This is a genomic window from Bradyrhizobium sp. 76 (genome assembly GCF_023073025.1).
Classification (GTDB): domain Bacteria; phylum Pseudomonadota; class Alphaproteobacteria; order Rhizobiales; family Xanthobacteraceae; genus Bradyrhizobium.
On sequence record NZ_JADPIS010000102.1, the window covers coordinates 182,976 to 207,186 of the forward strand.

Here is a 24,211-nt window from a genome sequence, read left to right on the forward strand (position 1 = left end):
CCGCGAAATCCAGACCGTCGTCATGCCCGGGCTTGTCCCGCCTGCGCGGCCGAAGCCGCTTCGGCGCGGCGAAGGCCCGGCATCCGTTCTTCTGCTGCGTAGCTCAGACGTGGATGGCCGGGTCAAGCCCGGCCACGACGAAACGCGAGCGCTTGCGCTACACCAATGCAGGCGCCTTGCATTCCGCGTGGTGACGCAAGCGTGAACTGAGTTGGATGGTCGCACGGAAATGATCTTCCGCCGCATTGCAATGCGGTAGGGTTTTCGAGTTTTTCTATTGGCCGGGTCTTGCGGCGGATTCGCATCGGCATCATTGTTTAGCCGCGTTGCGAGGCAACAAGCGCCGCGCCCTCCCGTCTTCCGGAATCATCCTCAGAATGTACAAGCTCTATTCGATGCAGCGCTCGGGCAACAGCTACAAGGTCCGCCTTGCGCTGGCGCTGCTGAACTTGCCTTACGAAGCGGTCGAGGTGGACATTCTGCGCGGCGAGAGCCGCACCCCGGATTTCCTGGCCAAGAACCCATCCGGTCAGGTGCCGCTGCTCGAGGTCGGCGACGATCGCTATCTCGCCGAGTCCAACGCCATTCTCTGGTACGTCGCCGTCGGCACGCCGCTCGCGCCGGAGAACCGCATCGATCGCGCCGACGCGCTGCAATGGATGTTCTTCGAGCAGCACGCGCTGGAGCCGAACATCGGCGCGGCCTATTTCTGGCTGTCGCTGGTAAGGGGCGGCCGCGACCTGCAGACTCATTCGCTGGAGGACTGGATGGAGCGCGGCTATGGCGCGCTCCAGGTGATGGAGAATCACCTCAAGACCAACGCCTATTTTGCGGCCCGCCAGCTCACGGTCGCCGACATCGCGCTGTACGGCTATACCCACCTCGCCGACCGCTGCGACTTCGACCTCTCGACCTTCCCGGCGATCCGGGACTGGCTCAAGCGCGTGGAAGCTGCGCCCGGCTTCGTCGCAATGGACTGGCGGCCGGCCGACATCGAGGACCCCGCCAGCATCGCCGCTGGCGCCTGAGGGGGGGCGATCGCGCTCTGGCGAATAGCGGGCATAAGGATCACCATTGCCGCAATCTCGCCATTTTCGCTTGATCGGCCGCCGCAATATTGCCGATTGCAACAGTGAAATTGTTCGATGTCGCGGGTGATTCGCTCGCGCGTTGAAGGATTTAGACCATGATTCGGGTGTCCGGCACGGCAGGCTTTCAGGGCCCACCCGCTACCGTTTCGTCTTCCCGGCTGACCAACGCGGTCGCGGCCTCGCTCGCCGTCGCCGCGCTCTCGCTGTGCCTGATCGTCACCCTGACGGTGCTGTCGACCAAGGCGACCATGGCGATGGGCCTGCCGGTCTGATTCCCGCTTCATCCTGGACCCGCCTTCAAGGCGCCGCGTGGCCCGCACCGACCGGCATCGCGACAGGATTTCGATGAAATCACCTGTGGTCATCGTTGCAATCACCCTGACCGCGGCCATCCTGGTCGCGGCATCGCTGTTGATCTTCGTCGGCACACGCAAGGGCCAAGGGACGTCGACGCTGAATGCGCCCGCGCTGCAACAACGTCTCAGGCACGCGCATTTGGTCTAAAATCATCCGAAAGCTTTGCGCGTGAGCCAAAGCGCACCTTAAGCACACCGCGCGAAACCGCATCGCAATGGCGCAATGTTCGGTCAGTGTTGCCGCCTTACCTCGTTCAGGAAGGAGCGAGACAGGCCCATGCGGTTGGGATGGCGTGCGATCTCCGGTCCGGCGCTGACGGCAGCGACTTTGCTGCTGGCGATGTTTTTCGATCGCTTTGTCCCCATTCCCTCGCCCGCGCCGCTGCTCGTCTGCATCGTGGCGCTCGCCGGCGCGCTCTCGGGTCCCGCTTCCGCCGTCGCCAGCGCAGCTATCGCCGTCATCGGCGCGGCACTGCTGCTCCTCAGCCAGCACGGCGTTTCAGGCCTGACCACGGCGGATATGATCCGGCTCGGCCTCCTGGCGGCGGCCGCCGCGGGCACCGCAGGCATCACCGGCCTGATGCGCCAGCGGCTGCTCGGCACGTTTGCCGCCGAGCGTCGGAGCCACGCCATCGCCGCGCGGCTGTCGGCCGCACTCGACCAGGTCGATATCGGCATCGTGCTGCTCGACGCCGAGACGCGCGCCGAATTCATCAACCGCGCGTTCCGCCATTATTTTGCGGTGCCGGACGACATCGCCGACGGCAAGCCGCCGTTCATCGCGCTGATGTATCACGGCCGCGACACCGGCGCGTTCGAATTGCCCGAGGACGAGCTCGGCACCTTCATCGCACAGCGCATGGAGATGGTGCGGATCGGCGATGCCACGCCGATCAACATCGCCTTGCGTAATGGCGAGGTGTTGCGCTTCGTCTGTGCCGCGCTGCCCGATGGCGGGCGCATGCTGAGCTACACGCCCGTGACCGACCTCGTGCGCCACACCGATGCGCCGTCCCGCGCCGACTACTACCGCTCACTGCGCGATCCCGCAGGCCGCAAGCTGATCCGTTATCTGCGCGTCGCGGAGTGATGCGCGATTGATCGGCACGCCCCTCATCACGTATGAAGGACGCCTCATCGATTGCGGGAATTTCATATGTCGCTCACCATTCGCCCCGTCACCAGGCAGGATTACGATCAATGGCTGCCGCTGTGGGACGGCTACAACGCCTTCTACGGCCGCTCCGGCCCGACCGCGCTCTCGCCCGAAATCACGCGCGTGACATGGCAGCGCTTTTTCGATGCCTATGAGCCGGTGCACGGATTGGTCGCCGAGAGCGATGGCCGCCTGCTCGGGATGACGAATTACCTGTTTCACCGCAGCACCACCGCGATCGAGCCGTCCTGCTATCTGCAGGACCTGTTCACGACCGAGGACGCACGCGGCAAAGGTGTCGGCTCGGCGCTGATCCACGGCGTCTACGAGCGCGCGAAGCTCGCAGGCTCCCCGCGCGTGTACTGGCAAACGCATGAGACCAACGTCACGGCGCAGGGTCTGTACGACAAGGTCGCCGAGCGTTCCGGGTTCATCGTCTATCGCAAGATCTTCTGATCGTCGCGACGCGGGGCCTGTGGATAACTTTGCCTGTCACCCGCGCGTAACATAGCGGGACTAGGCTGCAGCTGCGTCTGATCAACCCCCCGTCACCGATCAAGCGCCCCAAAGCGGTCCCCGTCAGTCGCCGCGTCTGACAGGGGCCGCATTTTTTTGTCGGCAGTCGTTGTCCGCAGTTCCTTGTCAGCATGGCAGCAACGCGGCGCGCGGCTTGCTGCAGCGGCGCAGCGCAGTCACAATGCGCCCCTGCCTATCTCCGACAGGGATCTCCCATGGAAATTCGTAATCTCGGCGCCTCCGGCCTACGCGTGTCTGCGGTCGGGCTCGGCTGCAACAATTTCGGCCAGCGCACGGATTTGGAGACCTCGCGCAAGGTGATCCATCGCGCGCTCGATCTCGGCATTACGCTGTTCGACACCGCCGACATCTATGCCGGCATGGGCGGTTCGGAAACGGTGCTCGGCACCGTGCTCGGCGACCGCCGCAAGGAGATCGTGCTCGCCACCAAATACTCAAAGCCGATGGCGACCGACGGAACCAAGCAGGGCGCTTCGCGCCGCTACATCATGAACGCAGTCGAGGCGAGCCTGACGCGGCTCAAGACCGACTATATCGATCTTTATCAGCAGCACGATTGCGACCCGCTGACGCCGATGGAGGAGACGCTGCGCGCGCTCGACGATCTCATCCGTCAGGGCAAGGTGCGCTACATCGGCAATTCCAACTTTCCGGCCTGGCGCATGGCGGAAGCCGAATTCACCGCGCGCGCGATGAATGTCAGCCGCTTCGTCTCGTGTCAGGATGAATACAGCCTGCTGGTGCGCGACATCGAAAAGGACCTGCTGCCGGCCGCACAGGAGTACAAGCTCGGCCTCCTGCCGTTCTTCCCGCTTGCAAGTGGGCTCCTCACCGGCAAGTACCAGCGCGGCGCGGCGGCCCCGACCGATACGCGCTTCGGCAAGGTACCGGCGTTACGCGACCGCTACGTCACGCCGCGCAATGAGGACATCGTCGAGAAGCTCACGGCATTCGCGAAAGCGCGCGGCCACAGCATGCTCGAGCTCGCCTTCTCCTGGCTCGCCGCGCGCCCGCAAGTGTCGAGCGTGATTGCCGGCGCCACCCGCGTCGAGCAGGTCGAGGAGAACGTGAGGGCGATTGCGTGGAAGCTCGGTGCGGAGGAGATGGCGGAGATCGATAAGATCACGCTGGGCTGATCGTTGCGAAGTGGCGCGCTACTTGGCGCCATGTCCGACCGTCTGGATCACCTCGAAGCCCTCGAACTGGGGATGGCCGAGATAGGTCGGCTTGGTGTCGCCGGCCCGCGCATGCGCGGCACGAAAAGCATCCGATTTGGTCCAGGCTTCGAAAGCGGCATGGTTGGCCCAGATCGTGTGCGAGGCGTACAGCGTGTGGTCCTCGAGCTCGGGCCCACGCAGCAGATGAAATTCGACGAAACCCTGTACCTTGTCCAAATGAGTGTCGCGCGAAAGCCAGACCTGCTCGAAGGCGGCCTCGGAGCCCTTGACGACGCGGAAGCGGTTCATGGCGATGTACATGGGGAGGTCTCCTGATGTTCGGCTAATCATGTCGTCATTCCGGGACGCGCCGCAAGGCGCGAGCCCGGAATGGCAGTCAGGTAACCAGCCCCTTCATCGGACGTGCGCTTGCGCTATCCGGAAACACCGTCTCGGCCAGCACGCGATCCGACAGGCCGAACTGCCCCTGCAGCACGCCCTTGATCACGGAGCGCAGATCGGTGGTGGGCTTGAGATCGCGGGCCTCGAAGAGGTTGGCGGGCTTGAGGCCGGGCCAGTCGGCGATGACGCGGCCGCCCTTCACCGCGCCGCCGGCGAGCAGCGCGATCGTTCCCGTGCCGTGATCGGTGCCGTCGGTGCCGTTGATGCGCGCGGTGCGGCCGAATTCAGTGGCGACCACCACGGCGGTGTCGCGCCAGCGCTCGCCTAAGCCGCCTTCGAATTCGGCGAGCGCACCGTCGAGCCCGCCGAGCAGGAAGGCGAGGCGACCGATCGGCCCGCCTTCATTGGCGTGAGTGTCCCAGCCGTCGAAAGCGAGCGCTGCGATGCGCGGGCCGTCGTCGGACGCCATCAGTTTTGCGGCGCCGCGCGCGACTTGCCGCATCTGCGCGACCGCATTGCCGGGCTTCGGCTTCATGTCGTCGCCGCTTGCGGCCTTTTCCAGCTGAAGGCCCTGCGACAGCACGGCGGCCAGCGCGGGATCGCGGTGACGATAGAGCTCGACCAGACGCATCGCGGTGTCGTCATCGGCTTGCGGAAGCGCCACCGGCGCCCAGCCGACGGTTGGCGCATTGCCACGCAGCACCAGCGGCGTGGTCGGGCCGACGGCAAGAGCACTCGATACCCGCTCGCCGCGCGGCAGCGCTTCCAGCGCGCGGTTGAGCCAGCCGGATTGCACGCGCCCCGGGCCGGCGTAGCCGCTTTCGAGCACGTCCTGGCCGTCGAAATGCGAGCGGTCGCGATAGGGCGTCGCGACCGCGTGGATCACCGCGGCGTGCCTATCGCGATACATGCGTGCGAACTCGGGCATCGCCGGGTGCAGCGCAAAGAACGTATCGAGCATGATCGCGGGATGGGCGCCGTCCGCCGTCAGCGCGATCGCCCCGTGCAAGCCGGCATAATCGGGATCGCCGACCGGCGCGACGGTCGAAAGCCCGTCAAGCGCGCCGCGCAGGATCACCACGATCAGCCGGGGATCCCGGCCATCAGCCGCGCGGGCGAATTTCGGCAAATAAGCCCACGCCGCAAAAGAGGCACCGCCGAGCAGGAGGCCGCGGCGCGAGGTGAGGAGCCGGTTCTCGACGCAGTCGATCATCATCATCTCCTCTGCATTTCCGGCGACATCAACAGCAGCGCCAGCGCCTGCTGCCGCGACTCCGCCCGCTCGATAGTGCGCCGCGTTTCGATCGAGGCCGCATCTGCGGCGGCAAATTCCAACAAATCGAGCGGATCGATGTTGGGCCCAAGCCGCGCGCCCATTTGCGCGGCAATGTCGAGCCGGAGCTTGATGCCTTCGGGCGCCGCCCACGCGGCGCTGGTATCGGCGAAACCATTCGGTCCCGCCGGCGACCACAGCGGCTGGCCCAGCAGATTGAGGTTGTTGAGATAGGCGCCGGGATCCTCCGGCACGCGCGCGAGCAGCCGGCCGCTCGCGACCAGGAAATCATAGGGGCTCCGCATCTTCGTCAGCGGCGCCTTCCACGCCTCGTCGGAATCGACCAGTGCGGTTGCGAGCGCCTTGAGATCCCCGTCGGTCTTGATGAAGACATCGCGCAATCGCGCCACCAGCGCCGGCGGCGGATCGTCGGCGACGAAATGGCGAACGAATTTGGTGGCGATGAAATTCGCGGTCGAGGAATGGCGTGCGATGTCCGCAAGCGCGGCTTCGCCCTGCGCAAGGCCGGTCGGCTCGTAGGTCCTGCCGAGCAGCATTTGCGGCCCGGGCTGGTGCGCGTTTACATTGAACACGAACGAACCGGGCACCCCCAGCTGTCCCTGCCGGCCGGCAAAGGTCCAGCCGGTGATGATGCGCGCGAGCGAGGTGACGTCGTCCTGCGTGTAGCCGCCGCCGACGCCGAGCGTATGCAGCTCCATGATCTCGCGCGCGAGATTTTCGTTGAGCCCGCGCTTGCGGTTCTGGCCCGCGCGCGAGTCCGGTCCGAGCGATTGCTGGTTGTCGAGGAAGAACAGCATCGCTGGATGCTGCTCCACCGCCTTCAGCATGTCGGCGAAACGCCCGAGCACGTGCGGCCTGATCGCCTCGCGCTCGAACGCGCCGGCCCATATCCGTGCCAGCTCGCCCTTGCTGGCGGAGATGCAGAAATGGTTGGACCAGAACACGACCAGACGTTCGGTGAAGCCGCATTCGACCAGGGTCGCGCGCTGCAACCGCGCCAACGCCTCGGCGCGAAAGGTCTTCTGGATGACGTTGAGCGGCTGCGGGGCGGGTTTTGCGGCAGCCGGCGCGGCCGCGTTGGGCTGCATGCTGTCCGGCTTGGCCATATTGTCCGCCGGCTTGTTATCAATCGGCTTATTTTCAGTAGGCTTGGACTCAGCCATCTGGCCGGCGATCTCGGTTGCCAAGGCGTTCAGCGAGAGATTGCGGCGCGGTCCGGGCTTCTGATCGACCGGCGCTTGCGACGGCGCCTCGGCCGGCGCGCCGGCTTTGGCGGCGGCCTCGCGCGCCTGCTTGGCCTGGTCCTGATAGGCGAACACGGCCTGCCCGAGCTGCGGCGTGGATTGCAGGCCCGGCGACTCCAGCAGCACAGCGTTGGGGCGGGCGAGTTCCGCCTTCACAAAACCGCGAGGATCGGAGGCCGCGTTGATGAGATCGCCGGATGCGCCGCCGCGGGCGCCGAAGCCGAAACGGTTGAGCGCGACGAGCGCGGCTTGCGAATCGCGGGCCATCGATGTGTCCTTCGCGCGTTGCCAACCGCTTTCCTGATACGTGCGCGAGGCCTAATATACCGCAGCGGGAGATGAACCCGGCATGAAAATGACAGCCCGGCTTTTGCGCAAATCATGACAAATCCGCAAGACATTCCGGTGCAGGAGCCGCGACGCCTCGCCTGCTCCCGCTGCGGCACTGAGTTCGGCTGCGACCTCTCAGGCGCCTGCTGGTGCGCGGAAGAAACGGCGCGATTGCCGATGCCGGTCAAGGGCGAGGATTGCCTGTGCCGGGCGTGCTTGCGTGAGGCGGCCGTCGGAGCTGGCAAGTGACCAAAGGTAGCGCGTTTGGCTACCGTCATTGCGGGCGGTCACCTCACTCCGAAGGCCAACATTAGATTCAGGTCCGCAACGCCAGAGACGTTCCCGACCAAACATCCACGCTCTTTCCGTCGGCCGTTTGGGCGGAACCCCAAAATCGCATGATCTCTTTAGACTGCCTTTACCTTCTCGGGCTGGAATTCGCGGATTAATGCAAGCCTTAACCAGACACGGTTAGGTTGCGCGGCGTCGATTCGAGCACCCACATGAGCCGGTTCATTTTATTCACCTGCATGGCCTTCGTCACGACTTTCGTCGGCTTCTCGTGGGCGTTGCGTGGATTTCCCACCTATTCCTTTTCGCTGATCAGCGAGCTGAAGCCGACACTCAAAGCGACATTCGGTGACGACAGCGCCAAAGCCTATGAACGCAAGATGTGGGAGGCGGAGCACACCGCCCAGAGCGACAAGGATCCAAAGCTCGATGCGCTGCGAATGGATGCTTTGCAGGCCGGCACCGCCTACGCCATGTCGCCTTGCGATGACACGATGAAAGCCAACCTCATTGCGGCCACGTCAGCCTATGCGCGTGGCTATATGAAGATCTACGACTGTCCGACCCCGGCCATGGGAATGTTCTGCAGCGAAAAGAAGCGCGACCAAGCCAACGCGGCGTATTCGACGCCGCTCGACGTACGCGTCAAGGCTGCGCTCGCGGAAGCCTTTGAACAGAAGGGTGTCGTTCAAGAGGATTTCCCAGCGGAAATCCGTCTTACAGTGCTGGCCTTCGCCGGTCCGGGCCTATGGTCCGATCCATCGCCCGTGAGCCTGCCACGGCAACTTGCGACGGCGAGCCCCAGATGAGCCGTATCTGGTTCGTCGTCTGGGCAATCATCATCTGGCAGGTCGCAGCGTGGGCGTTCGCGCCCGAGCCGAAGGCTCGGCAAGCCGCCCCGATGGACGGACCGGGGTATGGCACAAATGAAAAATACTCGGTGGACGGTAGGGCGAGACAGCGTGAGAGCGCCATCGCCACGCTGGAACGGCCCTATGGCGCACGTTGCGCGGGCGAGGGCCGACAGCGGTTCATCAGCGGCCTCGACGAATACTATTATCAGCGGCAAAATCAGATGGAGCGCTATCCCGAAACATTCGGCAAACCCGGCGCCGATTACATCGCGAAGCAATGGACGACGGGGGAGGACCTGCGCATCGATCGCCTGACTCAAGAAGCGTATGCGCAAGACTATCTGGCGCTCGCTGATTTGAACAACGTCGCGCGCAAGATGGTCGAAGCCGTGGTGAGGAATGAGCGCGTGACGGGGAACGCCTGCGCGGGATAAAAGCCTGCGCTCGCTCAGACAGCGTGCCCCGGTGACTTCCGGGCCATGCCGTCGAACGCCTCCAGCAGCTTTTCGCGCCAGGCGTAGACAGGGTCGTCCGCTTCCAGGAGCTTGAACGGGCTCGTCACGCGCGCCCATTGAAAACCGCCGAACACGATGTAGTCGGCATAGTTCGGTGCGGCGCCGCCGATGAAGGGCTGCTTCTTCAGGGTCTGCCGCATCACCTCAAGCGATTTGCGGAAGGCGACCACGCCGGCATCGCGGCTGGCCATAATCTCTTCCAGCGTCTTGCCGCCGAAACGCGCCTCGCGCGACTGGCGGAAATAGGCGGCGTCCACCTCGTCCAGATTCTTCGGGATGTCGGCGATGATCAGCGGAAAGATGCCGCCGACGATGGCGATGTCGCCCCAGGCGTTGAGCATGCGCGCCATGGCGCGGCCACCCTCGCCGCCGAACAGCGACGGACGGTCCGGAAACTTGTCTTCGAGATAGGTCGCGATCGCCCAGGAATCGACCACCGGCTGGTCGTGATGCAGCAGCACCGGCACCTTCTCCGAGCCGTGCGGCGCAATCGCGCTTTTCTCGGTGAAGCGCCAGGGCAGCGTTTCCGCCGAAAGGCCCTTGTGTGCCAGCGCCATCCGCGTGCGCCAGCAGAACGGGCTGAACGGTCGCGAGGCGTCGGTGCCGACGAGTTCGAACAATTTGAGCGACATAGAAAGGGTCTCCCGGTATTCCGTCGTTGCGAGCGAAGCGAAGCAATCCAGGACTGCCGCCGCGGAAACATTCTGGATTGCTTCGCTTGCGCTCGCAATGACGGATGTGGCGAGAGCTAGCGCCCGTTCGTGCGCAGCAGCTTCTCGCCGTCTTCCGTCACCGCGATGACCAGCCCCATTCCGGGGAGCGTCTCGCGCGCGACATAGCCGCGGTCGGCGGCGTCTTCCCAGATGGTGAGGCGCGGGCACGAGGTCTTCCAGGTCGCGATCACCTCGGCATGGGCGCGCGGCTCGCGCGCAACCCATTCGACGAAGTCCAGCACCAGCGGGTCGGCAGTCTCGCTCATTGCAAACCTCCCTTGTCGAAGGCCGCCAGCACGGGCGTGCGGACCAGCAGCCAGCTGCCATAGGCGACGTAGTAGCAGGCGATGGTGGTGATCAGCTTCATCGACCAGGCCACGAATTGCTGGTCGGTCATGGCTTCGAGGATGCGCCGCGCCAGCGTGGTGCCGAGCATGGATGCTGCGATCGCGACGGCCGCGAGCACGGGATCGAGCGTCGCGGCCTGGTCGATCACGCCGCCGAAATAGATCAGCTTGGTGAAATGGCTGACGAGCTGGCACATCGCCTTGGTCGCCACCTTCTCGCGCCGGCCGAAATCGCCGCCGAGGAAGAAGGTGTCGAGCAGCGGTCCCGACACGCCGGTCATCAGCATGAGGCCCATGCAGATCGTGCCGTAGACGGTGCCCTGCCAGAGACGGTCGGGATCCGGCTTGATGTTCGCGGGCAGCAGCCGCGCCATGAACGGGGTGATGCCGAGCAGCAGCAGCGCGACCGGCTTGTCGGGTACGTAGCGCGTGAGCGACCACGCCGCGAGCGCGACAGCCGCGCCGACCATGTAGTTTGCGACCGGCCGCCAGCGGATATGCGCGCGCCAGAGAAAGGCCCGCCAGCCGTTTGAGGCCATCTGCGTGATCGCATGCAACACCATCGCGGTCGGCAGCGGCATCAGGGCCAGCAGCACCCCGATCAGGATCAGCCCGCCCGCCATCCCGAACAGCCCTGACAGGAACGCGGTGCCGACCATCAGCAATCCAAGGGCAGCGATCATGATGGGCGTCACGAAAATCTCCTGTTTGCCTCCTTCCCGCACGCGGGGAGAGGCGAAGGGAACGTGCCCCGCTTGCCGCCAGCGCGCAAACTGAGTTATCTTGGCCTGGCATCAGCTTTCCTGAGGGTCGGTCATTTGCGGCGCTTGCTGTTTCTCAACGGCATCAAGGCATTCGAAGCCGCGGCGCGGGCCGGCAGCTTTGCCGCGGCCGGCCTCGAGCTGAGCGTATCGGCAGCGGCGGTCAGCCGCATGGTGCATATCCTGGAAGAACGGCTCGGCGTCGCGCTGTTCGAGCGCAAGGCCAACAAGCTGCTGCTCACGCAGGCGGGCCGCGCCTATCAGAGCGGGCTGACCCCGATCTTCGACGCGCTCGCAAGCCTCACCGCCCAGGTGACGGCGCCCTCGAGCGTCCGCGTGCTCACCATCGGCATCGGCCACACCTTCGCGATGCGCTGGCTGATCCCGCGCCTGTCGGAGTTTCGCAACGAGGAGCCCGACATCGAGGTGCGCTTCACCACCGGCGGCGCGTCGGTGCCGTTCGGCGAAGACTGGAGCTGCGGCATCCAGCTCGGGACCGGCGACTGGCCCGGGCTGGTGGCCGAGCCGCTGTTCGCCGGCGACCTCACGCCGGTCTGCGTGCCTCGCCTGGCTTCCTCGCTGAAGCGCCCGGCCGATCTTAGGGGACCGAGCCTGATCCGCGTCGCGCATTCGCCCGAGGACTGGCCGATCTGGCTCAAGGCCGCGAACCTCGCGCGCATCAACGCGCGGGGGCCGGAGTTCCAGTTCTACGGCCAGGCGCTTCAGGCTGCCGCCGACGGGCTCGGCATCGCCATGGGCATCCGGCCCTATATCGACGACGATCTCGCCGCCGGTCGGCTGGTCGCGCCATTCGACCTCTCGGTGCCCAAGGGCATGCGCTGGTACCTGCTCTATCGCAGCTTCCAGACCGAGCAGCGCGACTTTGCCGCGTTCCGCCGCTGGATCATGCGCGCCGCGTCGGAACCCGCCGCCCGTCCGGTCCGGCGGACCGGCCGCACCAGCGCGCGGAACTGACGCTGCAGCCGCCCTTTGGGCAAAAAAGCCCGCCGCTTGTGAACGGCTTCACATCCCGAAATCCGCAAATGTGGTCCCCTGACCCTCCAACAAGGCGCTCGAACAAAACATCTTGGGGACTGCAATGACCACCCTCTACGACGGCTTTGACATCGAATCCTTCGAAGCGGGCAAGGGACTTTGGCACGCCCGGATCCGGCGTGCCGATTTCAGCCCGGTTGCCATCGACGGCGTGTTGTTTCCGGCCATGGAAGTCGGCTTCGCCTGGCCCGATCCCGATGCCGCGATTGCCCATGCCAAGCATCACATCGATCGCTTCCGCCGACGGGCCGACGACAGCGACGACGAATAGGCGAGCGGGACTGCAGGCGACCAAGGAACGGCGCAAGGTCAAAGGGGAAACCGGTCATGTCAGTCATCGAATTCGAAGACACGTCGCGGCCGAGGATTTACTCCCGCAATGTGCTGTCCAGCTGCCCGGAATGCGACGGCGATCTCACGGTGCTCCGCGTGATCGGCGGCCGTGCCGGATGCGAGTATTGGGCCATGCGCTGCACCGATTGCGGCGGCATCCACCTCGACATCCTCGAGCCACGTCAGGCGGCCGGGGACGACGAGGGACCGTCGCCGGCGGCCTGATCGCAAGATCCGGCGATCCAATCCTGCTGCCAACCTGCTGTCAGCAGTCTGATCCGGGAGGGGCATTCGCTCTTTATTGCGAGGCGGACTCGCCCCATATTCGGAGCATGGCGAAGAAACCTGCATCCTCCGAAAAATCCGGGAAATCCCCCAAGACCAAGGCTCCGAACGCGAAGGCGCCCAATTCCAAGGCGTCTCGCCCCGACGTGCAGCCGATCGGGCCGGCGCTGGCCGAGCTGCTCAATCCCGCAATCAATCGCGGCGATGCCGGGCTCGGATCGGGCACCGGCTTGCAGCCGCCGCCGGACAATTCGCGCGACCGGCGCTCCGGGGGCGAGGCCGCCGCGCATCGCGCGCGCGCTTCGACGCCGAAGGAGTTTCCGCAGGACAATAAGAGGCCGATGCCGCTGCGGCCCAATCCGCAGCCGCCCGGCGCTCGCAACGCAGGCTTCGATGAGGCGCCGCAGGCCAATTACGGAACCGCGGCCACGATCCCGACGCTCGATCCGGAGCTGGCGCGTCAGCTCGGTCTTCCCACGGAAGAGGACGATGCCGAAGCCCTGGCGCGTCCGCCGCGCAGCAAGATGGAGGCGCTCGGCGTCAAGGCGACCGCTGACGCGCTGGAATCGCTGATCCGCGAGGGCCGGCCGGAGTTCCGCAAGGACGACGGCTCCACCAGGGTGTGGACCCCGCATCGGCCGCCGCGCCCGGAAAAGTCCGAAGGCGGCGTGCGATTCGAGATCAAGTCGCACTATGAGCCGCGCGGCGACCAGCCGACCGCGATCGCCGAGCTGGTCGAGGGCATCAATCGCAATGACCGCTCTCAGGTGCTGCTCGGCGTCACCGGCTCCGGCAAGACCTACACCATGGCCAAGGTGATCGAGGCCACGCAGCGCCCCGCCATCATCCTGGCGCCGAACAAGACGCTCGCCGCCCAGCTCTACGGCGAGTTCAAGAGCTTCTTCCCCGACAACGCGGTCGAGTATTTCGTCAGCTACTACGACTATTACCAGCCGGAAGCGTATGTCCCTCGCACCGACACCTACATAGAAAAGGACTCCTCGATCAACGAGCAGATCGACCGCATGCGCCACTCGGCGACGCGCGCGCTGCTCGAACGCGACGACGTCATCATCGTCGCCTCGGTGTCCTGCATCTACGGTATCGGCTCGGTCGAAACCTACACCGCGATGACCTTTGCCCTGAAGAAGGGCGAGCGCATCGACCAGCGCCAGCTCATCGCCGACCTCGTCGCGCTGCAATACAAGCGCACCCAGGCCGATTTTACCCGCGGCACATTTCGCGTGCGCGGCGATGTCATCGACATCTTTCCGGCGCACTATGAAGACCGCGCCTGGCGCGTGAACCTGTTCGGCGACACCGTCGAGACCATCGAGGAGTTCGACCCGCTCACCGGCCACAAGCAGGACGAGCTCGAATTCATCAAGATCTACGCCAATTCGCACTATGTGACGCCGCGCCCGACGCTGGTGCAGGCAATCAAGTCGATCAAATCCGAATTGAAGATGCGGCTCGACCAGCTCCACGACCAGGGTCGCCTACTGGAAGCGCAGCGGCTGGAACAGCGCACCACCTTCGACCTCGAGATGATGGAGGCGACCGGAAGCTGCGCCGGTATCGAGAACTATTCGCGCTATCTGACCGGGCGCCTGCCCGGCGAGCCGCCGCCGACGCTGTTCGAATACGTGCCCGACAACGCGCTGGTGTTCGCCGACGAGAGCCATGTCACCGTTCCCCAGATCGGCGGCATGTTCCGCGGCGACTTCCGCCGCAAGGCGACGCTCGCCGAATACGGCTTCCGGCTGCCCTCCTGCATGGACAACCGCCCGCTACGCTTCGAGGAATGGGACATGATGCGGCCGCAGACGGTCGCGGTCTCGGCCACGCCCAGCGCCTGGGAGATCAACGAGAGCGGCGGCGTGTTCGTCGAGCAGGTGATCCGCCCCACCGGACTGATTGATCCCCCGGTCAACATCCGTCCGGCCCGCACCCAGGTCGACGATCTCGTCGGCGAGGTCCGCGCCACGGCCCAGGCCGGCTACCGCTCGCTGATCACGGTGCTGACCAAGCGCATGGCGGAGGACCTCACCGAATATCTGCACGAGCAGGGCATTCGCGTCCGCTACATGCACAGCGATATCGACACCATCGAGCGCATCGAGATCATACGCGATCTGCGCCTCGGCGCGTTCGACGCGCTGGTCGGCATCAATTTGCTGCGCGAAGGCCTCGACATTCCCGAATGCGCGCTGGTCGCGATCCTCGACGCCGACAAGGAAGGCTTCCTGCGCAGCGAGACCTCGCTGATCCAGACCATCGGCCGCGCCGCGCGCAACGTCGACGGCAAGGTGATCCTCTATGCCGATCAGATGACGGGCTCGATGGAGCGCGCCATCGCCGAGACCGATCGCCGTCGCGAGAAGCAGGTCGAGTACAACACGGCGCATGGCATTACGCCGGAGAGCATCAAGAAGTCGATCGGCGACATCATGAACAGCGTCTACGAGCGCGATCATGTGCTGGTCGAGATCGGCGGCCATGACATGACCGACGACGTCATCTCGATCGGCCACAATTTCGAGGCCGTGCTCGGCGATCTCGAAACGAGAATGCGCGAGGCCGCCGCCGATTTGAACTTCGAGGAAGCCGCGCGCCTGCGCGACGAGGTCAAGCGCCTGCGCGCCACCGAGCTCGCGGTGGTCGACGATCCCACCGTCAAGCAGCGCACGGTGCAGGGCAAGGCCGGCGCCTATGCGGGAGCGAAGAAATACGGCGACGCCGCCAATTTGCCGGTCAGCGCCATGAAGAAAAAGACCGTGAGCTCCGCGCTGAAGGCGAGCGGCGGCGGCAGCGGCTCGAAGGTGCACAAGCCGCATCTCGACGAGATGCACGGCCCGGAATCCCTGCCCTATCGCGCCGACCGCGCGCTGCCGTCAAAGCCGTTCGGCGGCGAAAGCCGCATCATCCAGCCGACGGACTCAAGGCAGTCGGGGCCGGAGTTCGGGCCATCGCCGCGGTCGAGCGGAGGGGCGCCGGGGCATAGGGGTGGGTGGAAGAAGAGGTAGGGGACGCAGAGCGCCGGCGCCGCCGATGGTTGTTCATGGCGGCGAGAATGATGAGAACGCGAGCTCACCCCACGCTTGCCGCCAGCAGCGACAACAGCAGCACTGAGGCCACCAATTGCATCGACGTCGCGGGCTTGGCGCGCCAGCGGGCGATCTTGTCGGAGAAGGACAGGCTGGCGTCGAAGAACAGCGGTTCGTAGGCGTTCTTTGCAAATCCCGGGAATGTCGATCCTGCCCAGATGGAGAGGAAACTGTAGAAGGTCGTCGCCATGGTGATGGTGAGCATGGGATTGCCGCCATGATGGTTGCCCAGGAGCTTCACCATCAGGGACGCCGCGGCAAAGATTGGAAATCCCTGCAGGATCGCGGTGAGCGCAAAGCCTTCGAGCCAGTTGAGCGGGCCCGATTTCGACGCGATGATGAAGGGCATGATGCGATCACCCCACGCTCGCCGTCACCACGGCCATCACTGACAGCAGCAGCACGATGGTCATGAGTTGCAACGAGGCGACCGGTTGGGTTCGCCATGCCGTGATCTTGTCGGTGAGCGACAGATGGGCCTCGAAGAACTTTGGTTCGTAGACGGTCTTGAAGAAGGTCGGGAAGCTCGGCCCGAAGGTCACCGCAAGCAGCGCATGGGCGAGCGAAGCGATGGCGACGAAGATGGCGACGCCGGGATCGCCGACCAGGTCGTGATTGCCGACCAGCTTGAGCAGGAAGGCGGCGGCGGCGAAGGTCGGGAAGCTTTGCAGCGTCGCGGTCAGCGCGAGGCCTTCGAGCGCGTTATGCAGGCTGGACTTTCTGACTCTGGCGATGGCGGCCATGGCACGTCTCCCTGAGGACATGCGGATGAATCTAGCCGCCATCAGGAGGGCCTGATGTGAGATGCGTCACGCCCATTTCCTCTGCGGGAACAAGGCGCGCGCGCCCCGAATGACCAGCGATTACAGCTTGCCCTGCCCGTTCACCTGGCTCTGCTGTTGCTGCCGCCTCTCCTGCTCTTGCTGCTCCTTGGCATGGTGGCGGCCGTAGAGGCAGCCGGCGGCGGCGCCGAGGACGCCGTGATGGCCGGCATAGTGGCCGGCGACACCGCCGACGACGGCGCCCTTGATGCAGCCCTTGGCGTTGGCGGCGGAAGTCGCGCCACAGATGAGAAGTACGGCTGCGATGGCGGCGAGGGATTTCATGGATCGATGTCTCCGGATGCGGTGTTGCGACCTCAACGGGCACGGGCCCGTCCCGGTTCCGCGTTCGCTTCCTGCGTCCACCCCAGCCACGCGAATTCGTGCAGGCGCCCGGTCGCTCAATCCTTAATTGCAGCCATGAACCTGGCATTGCGCTTGCGCGTCATATGGTCTGCAATATCCCCTGTGGTTTTGCGGATTGCCGGTATCCGAGGCCGCGCGTTAGCTCGGCGTAAGCTCCACACGGCCAATGAGGACGGGCGGAATGACGGTCGAGAAGCTCAATCGCCAGCGTGTGCTGCATCTGCTCGACGCGGTCGCGCGCAGCGATCTCGAGGCGGCGCTGTCGTGCTGCACCGACGACGTCGACTTCCTCACCCACGCGCCGATCGACGTGCTGCCCCACATGGGCCCCTGCCACGGCAAACAGGAGCTCGGCGAATTCTGGCGCACCGTGCAGGAGCGATACGCCGAGATCCGCTACGAGGTGCAGCAGATCATCGCCGAAGGCGACGCGGTCGCGGCCTATCTGCGCGTGTTCTTCAGGAAGCGCAGCAACGACCGCATCATTCAGGTGGACATGGCCATATTCTACACTTTCCGCAACGGCCAGGTGGCGCAGATCCGCGAGATCATCGATTCCTACGACCTGGTGCAGCAGGTGCTGGAACGTGAGATCGGCCCGCTGATCGTGGGCGAGCGGGTGGACGGGGCCTAGCTCTCTCCAGACCGGCCCGGACCGGGAAAATACGGGGTTCTATTGTAAATCTCACACGCCGCGATCAATTGTGCATTGCGAAAACGTGAATTGCGTTTTGGCCGAATTGGCGTATTTTGTTCGTATACAAATGAGTTGAGCGATCCCGCGGCACCTATCCTGTGCGCTTGGGGTTGTTTTTCGTTTTTTCGCAAGCCAGCTTCAGGACTGCCCAAAATGACAGAGCACAGCCTCTGGCGTTTCTCGCGAGCATTGCACCGCGCGATCAACGACCGGCATTTCGAGGACATCGAGGCCCTGATCGACGAGGACGTCGAGTGGGCGCTCTACGGCCCGATCGACATGTTTCCGTTCCTCGGCGCGCGCCAGGGCAAGGACGCCGTGCTCGACGTCATCCGCCAGTTCGCCGACAACTTCCAGGTCCGCCGCTTCGACCGCGAGAGCATCATGCTCGGCGTTGATTCCGCCGCCTCGATGCTGCGCTATTCGCTGACCGCGCTGGATTCCAGCAAGCCAATCAGCTTGCGGGTGGCGCAGTTCGCCCAGTTCAGGGCGGGCAAGCTCACCAGCATGCGCGTGCTGATCGACACGTTTGATCTGGTCGAGCAGGCACTCGGCCGCGCCATTCATCTGCCGAAGATGACCAGCGTCGGCTGAACGGAACACCAACGGGCCCCGCTGTTCGGGACCGATGGCTGATGCTCTCCGCGACGCGTCCTGGCCTCCAGCCCCGCCGGATGCAATCGTGGAGAAGCTCGCCATCGGGCGCGCGCCTTTCGCGCGGCCCGTTGGTTCGCGTTTGACGGAACCGCCACAATTTCGCAACGATGGTTCCGCATCCTCGGCGGGAACTGGGCTGACGGGCAGGACGATGGAATTCGCGACAGGGTTTGGCTGGACCAGGCTGCCGATGCTGGCGGCCGCTTTGATCTTGGGCTCGGTGCTGACGGTGTCGGCGCAGATCATTCCGCCCTTCTCCCCCGGCCCGGCCGCAGCGCCCGACGACGAGGCCGAGACGGCGGAGGCCCCCGACGTCAACGACCCCGACGTGCTGAGCGGCATCGACGTCGACAAGCTCGACTGGGGCCAGCTCGCGATCGACGCCGGCACGCTCAACGACATCATCGCCGCCAAGAAGCGCGCCCAGGCCGCCGCCAAGGACGGGCTGAACTGGGCGACGAACGCCAACGCCAACGGCTCCTCGGCGGTGACGGTGAAGCAGTCGGTATCCTCATTCTGGGACGCCCGCATCGGCGCCGACATGACGGTGACGAGCGAGCCGCGGACGATGTCCGAGCTGCTGGCGCAGAAGGCCACCAATGGCGGCAGCGTGCCTCAGTCGTCCGGCAGCGCCTGGGCGGCCGCGCCCGCGCCCGGCGCGGGCGCGATCTGGGACAAGACCGCTGTGGAGGCCCGCGTCGATCCCGGGGCCGAACAGAGCAAGCTCGGGGCCTCGCTGACCAAGTCGGTGCCGCTGATGGGCGACACGTCGCTGACGCTGCAGAACGGCTACAGCGTCAACCAGCAGGGCACCACGGCGCTCCCCGGCGTCGGTGGTCGCGTCACGCGCAATTACGAGACCGACCAGTCGGCCAAGGTTACCCTCACCGACACCGGCACCAGCATCACCGCGGGCCAGTCGCTGTCGACCACCGACGACAAATGGCTGCGCAAGGTCGGCGCCGAACAAAAGCTCTTCGACAACGTCACCGTCTCCGGCTCGGTCGGCGAAACCTCGCAAGGGGCGATCAACAAGAGCCTGACGGCGGGTTTCAAGAAGAGCTGGTAGGTCGGCGCGAATCTTTCTCCTCATCCTGAGGAGCGCGCTTGCGCGCGTCTCGAAGGATCGAGGCCCTCGCGGCGACAGCCGGGCCTGCATGGTTCTCGCGGCGGTGCGCAGCGCCGTCCGCCGCGCGCTTCGCGCTCCTCACCATGAGGAGATTGGTTCCTTCTCCGCGGACAGCATTCAGACTCCCGTAACCATACGCCACGGCAAAGCCCACGAATGGACCGCCCTTGCCGCACCTCGGCCAAGTTGCGGCCAAAATCCGACGCCCTAGTCCCAGACTGACGTCGTCGTGCGGGGAACACTCGCGCTGCGCTCAACGCGAACAGGGGAACAACGATGAACGCCATGCGTCCGGAAAAGACCGAAGGCACCGAGACCGAGACCATCGACACCAACCTCGCCGCAGTGACGGAAGTCGAAGCCGGCATCCGTGACTTCGTCCGCAACGACATCGCCTATCTGCGCCGTCCGGCAGCGACCGCCACGGACGCGCCGCCGCTCGACCCGAGCGCGGAGGCCACCGTCACCAACGTCAACTCGCTGATCCAGCGCGTCGCCGGCACCTCCCTCGCCGAGATCGAGAATTTGATCTCCGAGCTCGAGAGCCTGCGCGACCTGCTCCACGCCGAAGGCCAGCGCGTCCAGCGCGAGATCTCCGGCTACGCCCAGCTCAGCCAGGCCGCGATGAAGTCGACCCGCATGATCGCCGACAACGTCTCGCAGTGGAAGCGCGCCGCCGACGGCCTGCGCAACAGCTGATCGCTGACATCACGCATCACCAGCCGCCGCGTTCCGAAAGGGGCGCGGCGGTTTTGATTCGAGGGTGTGCGACGGTGCGCACGCGCCCCATGAAAAGTGTCTTCACCCGCGAAAGCGGGTGATCCAGTATTCCAGAGGCAGCGAGGCTAGAACCGAGAGCCCCCGGCGTACTGGATGCCCTGCTTTCGCGGGGCACGACAGCGGAGGATTTTGAACTTGCCGCATCCCCCCAGCGACTAACGCCAAGCGCTCTTGCCATCGCGGCCGGGCCTGGGGACATGTCATGGAAAGCATTCGGCCCGACACCACGGACCCGATACCGCTGCGGCCCGCGCCGAACCAGTTCGGCACGATCATGTTGCGTTTTGTCGGATTGCTGGCGGTTGCGATCGCGATCTTGGCGTTCGTCTATAGCCGCTGAGGCGGAGGCCGCGTTGCGGCCCCGCGGAGTTAACGAAGTCTTACCGGGCGGCTTCCACGGTCGAAGCTTCCAGGGTGTAGGCACCGTCGGCATAGCCCTTCACCACCATGCCCGCGACCAGCATCACGGCCAGCGTCGCGGTAGCAAAGATGAATCCGACCAGCTTGAGTGCGCCGCGGTCTGCCATGGTCCTCGTCCCCTGTACTCTGCCCAGTTCGTTCAAATAGACAGCGACAGGTTCATAATTGGTTAGCAACTCGATGGTTCCCCCAACTGCTTCGCGGGAAAACCATGTTGCGCAGGCTTATGGCAGCCACCCGGAATCGCGTCCATAGCGCGGGGGCAACACTCGCGCGCTGTTTTTGCCGTTCATCCTGGAACGAATCTAACCGCCGTTCGCACGCATCGGCACGAAAGCACTGGCGGTGATGGCGTAGACGTCCTCGCCGCGCTGGTTGGTGCCGGTGGTGCGCGCAGTCAGGATGCCCCAGCCGGGTCGCGAGGCGGAGCTGCGCTTGTCGATGACGACGTTGACGTAGGTGACGATGTCGCCGGCGAGCACCGGCCTGATCCAGCGCAGGTCGCGAAAGCCCGGCGACGGGCCCCATACCGCGACCTCCTCGCCGCGCGAGGCGGCTTCCCGCGCCAGACGCTGTCCGTCGGCGACAAGCAGGCTCATGCAGGCTGAGCCGACATGCCAGCCCGAGGCCGCGAGCCCGCCAAACAGCGAGTTCTTGCCCTCCTCCTCGTCAAGGTGAAAACGCTGCGGATCGAACTTTGCGGCGAATGTCTTGATCGACTCGGCCGTGAACGTATAGGCGCCGATCTCGCGGCGATGCCCAATCTCGATCTCCTCGAAAAACGGCATCAGACCGCTCCCTCGCGCCGCTTGATCAGGATCGGAGACGTCATCTCGCACAGCGCCTCACCCCTGGCGTTACGCACGGTGCATTTGAACTTGACGATGCCGAGCTCCGGCCGGCTCTTCGAGGTGCGGGCCTCCACGACGTCGACGTCGAGCATGAGGTCGTCGCCGGGTCTGAGCGGCGACAGCCAGCGCACTTCATCGACGCCGGGAGATCCCAGCGAAGCGGCGCGGGTAATGAAACCGTCGGCCATCATCCGCATCATCAGCGAACAGAGATGCCAGCCCGAGCCGGACAGGCCGCGCAGCATGCTTTTGCCGGCGGCCTCCTCGTCGAGGTGCATCGGCTGCGGATCGAACTCGGCGGCAAAGGCCACGATCTCGTCCCGCGTGACATGGCGCGGGCCGAACGTTCCGAACCGGCCGGGCGGGAAATCTTCGAAGGTCAGGGTCATCTTGGGAAAGGTTTGAGGGAATGACAGATTGTGGCCGCACTTTGCGGCAATCTCAACCCGCCGGCCCGCATGGCTCGTGCTACATTCGGCGCACGGCGTTGGTCTTGAGTCGGATCGAGCAGGGGCCGCGATCCATTTGCAAGGCCCGACAACACCTGAATTGCCCTGGGGAGAGCAATGTTTTCATTCAGCGACCTGTTTCAATGGGACCGCTTCATCACGCCGACGATCATCAAGACCTTCTACTGGCTGGTGATCGCGCTGATCTGCCTGTTCGGCCTCTCCGGCATCTTCTCCGGCCTCGCGATGATGGCGATCAGCCCGTTCGGCGGCTTCCTGATGCTGCTGTCGTCGATCGCGAGCGTCGTCGTCGGGATCGTGTTCTCGCGCATCATCGCGGAGCTGATCCTGATCATTTTCCGCATCAACGAGCATCTCGGCGCGATCAGGGATCAGGGCGGCGGGGTACGGTGAGGCTTCCGTGTCCCGGACGGTGCGTCCGGGGCACGAACTCCGGAATCTTACGTGTTGAACCTGAAATGCATCACGTCGCCGTCGGCGACGACGTATTCCTTGCCTTCGAGGCGGAGCTTGCCGGCATCGCGGGCGCCGGCTTCGCCGCCGAGCGTGATGTAGTCCTCATACGCGATGGTCTCGGCGCGGATAAACCCCTTCTCGAAGTCGGTGTGGATCACACCGGCCGCGCCCGGCGCCTTGGTGCCGCGATAGATGGTCCAGGCACGTGCTTCCTTCGGGCCCACCGTGAAATAGGTGATGAGGTCGAGCAGCGTGTAGCCGGCGCGGATCAGGCGATCGAGGCCGGCCTCTTCGAGACCCAGCGTCTCCAGGAAGTCGGCGCGTTCGTCACGTGAGATGGTGGCGATCTCGGATTCGATTTTTGCCGAGATGACAACGGCAATGGCGCCTTCCTTGGCAGCCTGGTCCTGCACCGCCTTCGAGAACGAATTGCCTGATGCGGCCGAGCCTTCCTCGACGTTGCAGACGTAGAGCACGGGCTTGGACGACAGCAGGCCGAGCATCCCGAAGGCGCGCTCCTCCTCCGCCTTGCGCTCGACCAAGCGCGCGGGCTTGCCCTCGCGCAGCAGCACCAGGGTGCGATTGACGAGGTCGAGCTGCTCCTTGGCGTCCTTGTCGTTGCCCTTGGCCTTCTTGGACAGATTGTCGACGCGCTTCTCGAGGCTGTCGAGATCGGCGAGCATCAGCTCGGTCTCGATGGTCTCGATGTCGGCGAGCGGGGCGATCTTGCCCTCGACATGGGTGATGTCGGAATCCTCGAAGCAGCGCACGACATGCGCGATGGCGTCGACCTCGCGGATGTTGGCGAGGAACTGGTTGCCGAGACCTTCACCCTTGGACGCGCCGCGCACGAGGCCGGCGATATCCACGAAGGTCAGCCGGGTCGGGATGATCTGGCCCGACTTGGCGATCGCTGCGAGCTTGTCGAGCCGCGGATCCGGTACCGCGACCTCGCCGACATTCGGCTCGATGGTGCAGAACGGATAGTTCGCCGCCTGCGCCGCGGCCGTCTCGGTCAGCGCGTTGAACAAGGTCGATTTGCCGACATTGGGCAACCCGACGATCCCGCATTTAAATCCCACGAGCGTTATTCCTTGCCGTTGTCGTCCTTGGTCAAAAATCCCTTCGCCTGCATGGCGAGGTGCACCCTGTTGGCGAAAGTCGCGTCGGTGCCTTTGGCAACCAGTGCCGCGTGCTCGGCCACCGCGTCGCAGAGCGTCGCCACCCAGTCGTTGTCGGCTTTGGCGAAGTCCGACAGCACGTGGCCGTGCACCAATTCCTTGACGCCGGGGTGACCGATGCCGAGCCGCACCCGGCGGTACTCGTTGCCGATATGGGCGGAGATCGAACGCAGGCCGTTGTGGCCGGCGATGCCGCCGCCAATCTTCACCCGCACCTTGCCCGGCGGCAGTTCGAGTTCGTCATGGAATACGGTGACGTCGCCCGGCGCGATCTTGAAGAAGCTTGCCGCTTCCTGAACGCTGCGGCCGGACTCATTCATGTAGGTCATCGGCTTGAGCAGGATCACGCGCTCGGTGCCGAGCGTGCCTTCCGAGGTCTCGCCCTGAAACCTGCGGCGCCAAGGCGCGAAACCATGACGCCGCGCGATCTCATCGACGGCCATGAAGCCGACATTGTGCCGGTTACGTGCGAATTTCGGGCCGGGATTGCCGAGCCCAACAAACAGTCGCATGACGCGGCGCGCCCCTCGCTCGGCGCGCGGTCAGGGACCGCG

General features: G+C 64.9%; 33 protein-coding genes. 19 read left to right on the forward strand and 14 right to left on the reverse strand.

All coding sequences use genetic code 11. The annotated features are described in order from the left end of the window. Window positions 1-377 precede the first annotated feature (377 nt). From IVB48_RS24735 to IVB48_RS24760, 6 genes are all read left to right on the forward strand, one after another. Complete coding sequence (locus tag IVB48_RS24735; RefSeq protein WP_007596746.1) at window positions 378-1,028, forward strand: glutathione S-transferase family protein; 651 nt, start codon at window positions 378-380, stop codon at window positions 1,026-1,028. A gap of 158 nt (window positions 1,029-1,186) precedes the next feature. After that, window positions 1,187-1,363 carry a hypothetical protein gene (locus IVB48_RS24740; protein WP_197031094.1) on the forward strand — a complete coding sequence of 59 codons (177 nt, stop codon included), beginning with the start codon at window positions 1,187-1,189 and terminating at the stop codon, window positions 1,361-1,363. Between the two features lie 37 nt (window positions 1,364-1,400). Next, window positions 1,401-1,595, forward strand: a complete 195-nt coding sequence (locus IVB48_RS24745) for a hypothetical protein (RefSeq protein WP_155809328.1) — start codon at window positions 1,401-1,403, stop codon at window positions 1,593-1,595. Between the two features lie 129 nt (window positions 1,596-1,724). Beyond that, on the forward strand, window positions 1,725-2,537 hold the full coding sequence (locus IVB48_RS24750) for a PAS-domain containing protein (RefSeq protein ID WP_247403820.1): 813 nt from the start codon (window positions 1,725-1,727) through the stop codon (window positions 2,535-2,537). A 66-nt stretch (window positions 2,538-2,603) separates the two neighbouring features. Further along, window positions 2,604-3,059, forward strand: a complete 456-nt coding sequence (locus tag IVB48_RS24755; protein ID WP_247282546.1) for a GNAT family N-acetyltransferase — start codon at window positions 2,604-2,606, stop codon at window positions 3,057-3,059. 275 nt (window positions 3,060-3,334) lie between these two features. Continuing rightward, the gene (locus tag IVB48_RS24760) at window positions 3,335-4,276 is read left to right on the forward strand and encodes an aldo/keto reductase (RefSeq protein ID WP_247403823.1); all 942 of its coding nucleotides are present in this window, start codon (window positions 3,335-3,337) and stop codon (window positions 4,274-4,276) included. 18 nt (window positions 4,277-4,294) lie between these two features. Here the strand turns inward: IVB48_RS24760 and IVB48_RS24765 are convergent, their stop codons facing one another. The 3 genes from IVB48_RS24765 to IVB48_RS24775 all read right to left on the reverse strand — a co-directional run bounded on the left by IVB48_RS24765 (window position 4,295) and on the right by IVB48_RS24775 (window position 7,504). Next, a complete protein-coding gene (locus IVB48_RS24765) occupies window positions 4,295-4,618 on the reverse strand; it encodes an antibiotic biosynthesis monooxygenase (protein ID WP_247282547.1) in 324 nt (107 codons plus the stop codon). A gap of 76 nt (window positions 4,619-4,694) precedes the next feature. Then, window positions 4,695-5,912, reverse strand: a complete 1,218-nt coding sequence (locus IVB48_RS24770; RefSeq protein WP_247403826.1) for a DUF1501 domain-containing protein — start codon at window positions 5,910-5,912, stop codon at window positions 4,695-4,697. A 2-nt stretch (window positions 5,913-5,914) separates the two neighbouring features. After that, window positions 5,915-7,504 (reverse strand): DUF1800 family protein, encoded by a 1,590-nt coding sequence (locus IVB48_RS24775; RefSeq protein ID WP_247403830.1) that lies wholly within the window; start codon window positions 7,502-7,504, stop codon window positions 5,915-5,917. A gap of 114 nt (window positions 7,505-7,618) precedes the next feature. Between IVB48_RS24775 and IVB48_RS24780 the strand changes: the two genes are divergently transcribed. The 3 genes from IVB48_RS24780 (at window position 7,619) to IVB48_RS24790 (ending at window position 9,146) form a co-directional block, all read left to right on the forward strand. Next, a complete protein-coding gene (locus tag IVB48_RS24780) occupies window positions 7,619-7,816 on the forward strand; it encodes a cysteine-rich CWC family protein (RefSeq protein ID WP_247403833.1) in 198 nt (65 codons plus the stop codon). 254 nt (window positions 7,817-8,070) lie between these two features. Continuing rightward, the gene (locus IVB48_RS24785) at window positions 8,071-8,667 is read left to right on the forward strand and encodes a hypothetical protein (protein ID WP_247403836.1); all 597 of its coding nucleotides are present in this window, start codon (window positions 8,071-8,073) and stop codon (window positions 8,665-8,667) included. Further along, window positions 8,664-9,146 (forward strand): hypothetical protein, encoded by a 483-nt coding sequence (locus tag IVB48_RS24790; RefSeq protein ID WP_247403839.1) that lies wholly within the window; start codon window positions 8,664-8,666, stop codon window positions 9,144-9,146. The genes IVB48_RS24785 and IVB48_RS24790 overlap by 4 nt, the downstream gene beginning before the upstream one ends. Before the next feature lie 14 nt (window positions 9,147-9,160). Here IVB48_RS24790 and IVB48_RS24795 read toward each other — a convergent pair whose 3' ends face one another. The 3 genes from IVB48_RS24795 to IVB48_RS24805 all read right to left on the reverse strand — a co-directional run bounded on the left by IVB48_RS24795 (window position 9,161) and on the right by IVB48_RS24805 (window position 10,982). Beyond that, entirely contained in the window at window positions 9,161-9,859 is a 699-nt protein-coding gene (locus IVB48_RS24795) for a glutathione S-transferase family protein (protein ID WP_027565357.1), read from the reverse strand. A gap of 116 nt (window positions 9,860-9,975) precedes the next feature. Beyond that, on the reverse strand, window positions 9,976-10,206 hold the full coding sequence (locus IVB48_RS24800; protein ID WP_247403842.1) for a hypothetical protein: 231 nt from the start codon (window positions 10,204-10,206) through the stop codon (window positions 9,976-9,978). Beyond that, window positions 10,203-10,982 (reverse strand): sulfite exporter TauE/SafE family protein, encoded by a 780-nt coding sequence (locus tag IVB48_RS24805; protein ID WP_247403845.1) that lies wholly within the window; start codon window positions 10,980-10,982, stop codon window positions 10,203-10,205. The genes IVB48_RS24800 and IVB48_RS24805 overlap by 4 nt, the downstream gene beginning before the upstream one ends. Before the next feature lie 123 nt (window positions 10,983-11,105). On the opposite strand from IVB48_RS24805, the gene IVB48_RS24810 reads away from it, so the two are divergent. The 4 genes from IVB48_RS24810 to uvrB all read left to right on the forward strand — a co-directional run bounded on the left by IVB48_RS24810 (window position 11,106) and on the right by uvrB (window position 15,748). Then, the gene (locus tag IVB48_RS24810; protein WP_247282556.1) at window positions 11,106-12,023 is read left to right on the forward strand and encodes a LysR substrate-binding domain-containing protein; all 918 of its coding nucleotides are present in this window, start codon (window positions 11,106-11,108) and stop codon (window positions 12,021-12,023) included. Between the two features lie 124 nt (window positions 12,024-12,147). After that, a complete protein-coding gene (locus IVB48_RS24815) occupies window positions 12,148-12,375 on the forward strand; it encodes a hypothetical protein (protein WP_007614796.1) in 228 nt (75 codons plus the stop codon). Between the two features lie 56 nt (window positions 12,376-12,431). Further along, window positions 12,432-12,662: a hypothetical protein gene (locus tag IVB48_RS24820; protein ID WP_247403847.1), complete on the forward strand. Its 231-nt coding sequence runs from the start codon at window positions 12,432-12,434 to the stop codon at window positions 12,660-12,662. Window positions 12,663-12,769: 107 nt separating this feature from the next. Next, window positions 12,770-15,748 (forward strand): excinuclease ABC subunit UvrB, encoded by a 2,979-nt coding sequence (gene uvrB, locus IVB48_RS24825; RefSeq protein ID WP_247403851.1) that lies wholly within the window; start codon window positions 12,770-12,772, stop codon window positions 15,746-15,748. Window positions 15,749-15,812: 64 nt separating this feature from the next. On the opposite strand, the gene IVB48_RS24830 is transcribed toward uvrB, so the two are convergent. From IVB48_RS24830 to IVB48_RS24840, 3 genes are all read right to left on the reverse strand, one after another. Next, on the reverse strand, window positions 15,813-16,178 hold the full coding sequence (locus IVB48_RS24830; protein WP_247403854.1) for a hypothetical protein: 366 nt from the start codon (window positions 16,176-16,178) through the stop codon (window positions 15,813-15,815). Between the two features lie 7 nt (window positions 16,179-16,185). Beyond that, on the reverse strand, window positions 16,186-16,572 hold the full coding sequence (locus tag IVB48_RS24835; protein WP_027565364.1) for a hypothetical protein: 387 nt from the start codon (window positions 16,570-16,572) through the stop codon (window positions 16,186-16,188). A 120-nt stretch (window positions 16,573-16,692) separates the two neighbouring features. Then, window positions 16,693-16,935 carry a hypothetical protein gene (locus tag IVB48_RS24840; protein ID WP_247357983.1) on the reverse strand — a complete coding sequence of 81 codons (243 nt, stop codon included), beginning with the start codon at window positions 16,933-16,935 and terminating at the stop codon, window positions 16,693-16,695. A gap of 262 nt (window positions 16,936-17,197) precedes the next feature. Between IVB48_RS24840 and IVB48_RS24845 the strand changes: the two genes are divergently transcribed. The 5 genes from IVB48_RS24845 to IVB48_RS24865 all read left to right on the forward strand — a co-directional run bounded on the left by IVB48_RS24845 (window position 17,198) and on the right by IVB48_RS24865 (window position 20,619). Continuing rightward, window positions 17,198-17,650 (forward strand): nuclear transport factor 2 family protein, encoded by a 453-nt coding sequence (locus IVB48_RS24845; protein ID WP_247403857.1) that lies wholly within the window; start codon window positions 17,198-17,200, stop codon window positions 17,648-17,650. A gap of 216 nt (window positions 17,651-17,866) precedes the next feature. Continuing rightward, window positions 17,867-18,307, forward strand: coding sequence for a nuclear transport factor 2 family protein (locus IVB48_RS24850; RefSeq protein WP_018453530.1), 441 nt, complete (start codon window positions 17,867-17,869; stop codon window positions 18,305-18,307). Between the two features lie 214 nt (window positions 18,308-18,521). Beyond that, a complete protein-coding gene (locus IVB48_RS24855; RefSeq protein ID WP_247403860.1) occupies window positions 18,522-19,439 on the forward strand; it encodes a hypothetical protein in 918 nt (305 codons plus the stop codon). Window positions 19,440-19,775: 336 nt separating this feature from the next. Beyond that, complete coding sequence (locus IVB48_RS24860; RefSeq protein ID WP_007614810.1) at window positions 19,776-20,198, forward strand: hypothetical protein; 423 nt, start codon at window positions 19,776-19,778, stop codon at window positions 20,196-20,198. Between the two features lie 283 nt (window positions 20,199-20,481). Next, window positions 20,482-20,619, forward strand: a complete 138-nt coding sequence (locus IVB48_RS24865) for a hypothetical protein (protein WP_007614812.1) — start codon at window positions 20,482-20,484, stop codon at window positions 20,617-20,619. Window positions 20,620-20,659: 40 nt separating this feature from the next. On the opposite strand, the gene IVB48_RS24870 is transcribed toward IVB48_RS24865, so the two are convergent. The 3 genes from IVB48_RS24870 to IVB48_RS24880 all read right to left on the reverse strand — a co-directional run bounded on the left by IVB48_RS24870 (window position 20,660) and on the right by IVB48_RS24880 (window position 21,939). Then, the gene (locus IVB48_RS24870) at window positions 20,660-20,806 is read right to left on the reverse strand and encodes a hypothetical protein (RefSeq protein WP_007596790.1); all 147 of its coding nucleotides are present in this window, start codon (window positions 20,804-20,806) and stop codon (window positions 20,660-20,662) included. A gap of 198 nt (window positions 20,807-21,004) precedes the next feature. Further along, window positions 21,005-21,487, reverse strand: coding sequence for a MaoC family dehydratase (locus IVB48_RS24875; protein ID WP_027520354.1), 483 nt, complete (start codon window positions 21,485-21,487; stop codon window positions 21,005-21,007). Further along, window positions 21,487-21,939: a MaoC family dehydratase gene (locus tag IVB48_RS24880; RefSeq protein ID WP_247403862.1), complete on the reverse strand. Its 453-nt coding sequence runs from the start codon at window positions 21,937-21,939 to the stop codon at window positions 21,487-21,489. The genes IVB48_RS24875 and IVB48_RS24880 overlap by 1 nt, the downstream gene beginning before the upstream one ends. 177 nt (window positions 21,940-22,116) lie before the next feature. Here IVB48_RS24880 and IVB48_RS24885 point away from each other — a divergent pair, with 177 nt between their 5' ends. Further along, window positions 22,117-22,413: a DUF4282 domain-containing protein gene (locus IVB48_RS24885; RefSeq protein WP_007596805.1), complete on the forward strand. Its 297-nt coding sequence runs from the start codon at window positions 22,117-22,119 to the stop codon at window positions 22,411-22,413. 47 nt (window positions 22,414-22,460) lie between these two features. Here IVB48_RS24885 and ychF read toward each other — a convergent pair whose 3' ends face one another. Beyond that, window positions 22,461-23,558: a redox-regulated ATPase YchF gene (gene ychF, locus IVB48_RS24890; RefSeq protein WP_027565368.1), complete on the reverse strand. Its 1,098-nt coding sequence runs from the start codon at window positions 23,556-23,558 to the stop codon at window positions 22,461-22,463. Window positions 23,559-23,563: 5 nt separating this feature from the next. Continuing rightward, window positions 23,564-24,169, reverse strand: a complete 606-nt coding sequence (gene pth / locus IVB48_RS24895; RefSeq protein ID WP_007614831.1) for an aminoacyl-tRNA hydrolase — start codon at window positions 24,167-24,169, stop codon at window positions 23,564-23,566. Window positions 24,170-24,211 lie beyond the last annotated feature (42 nt).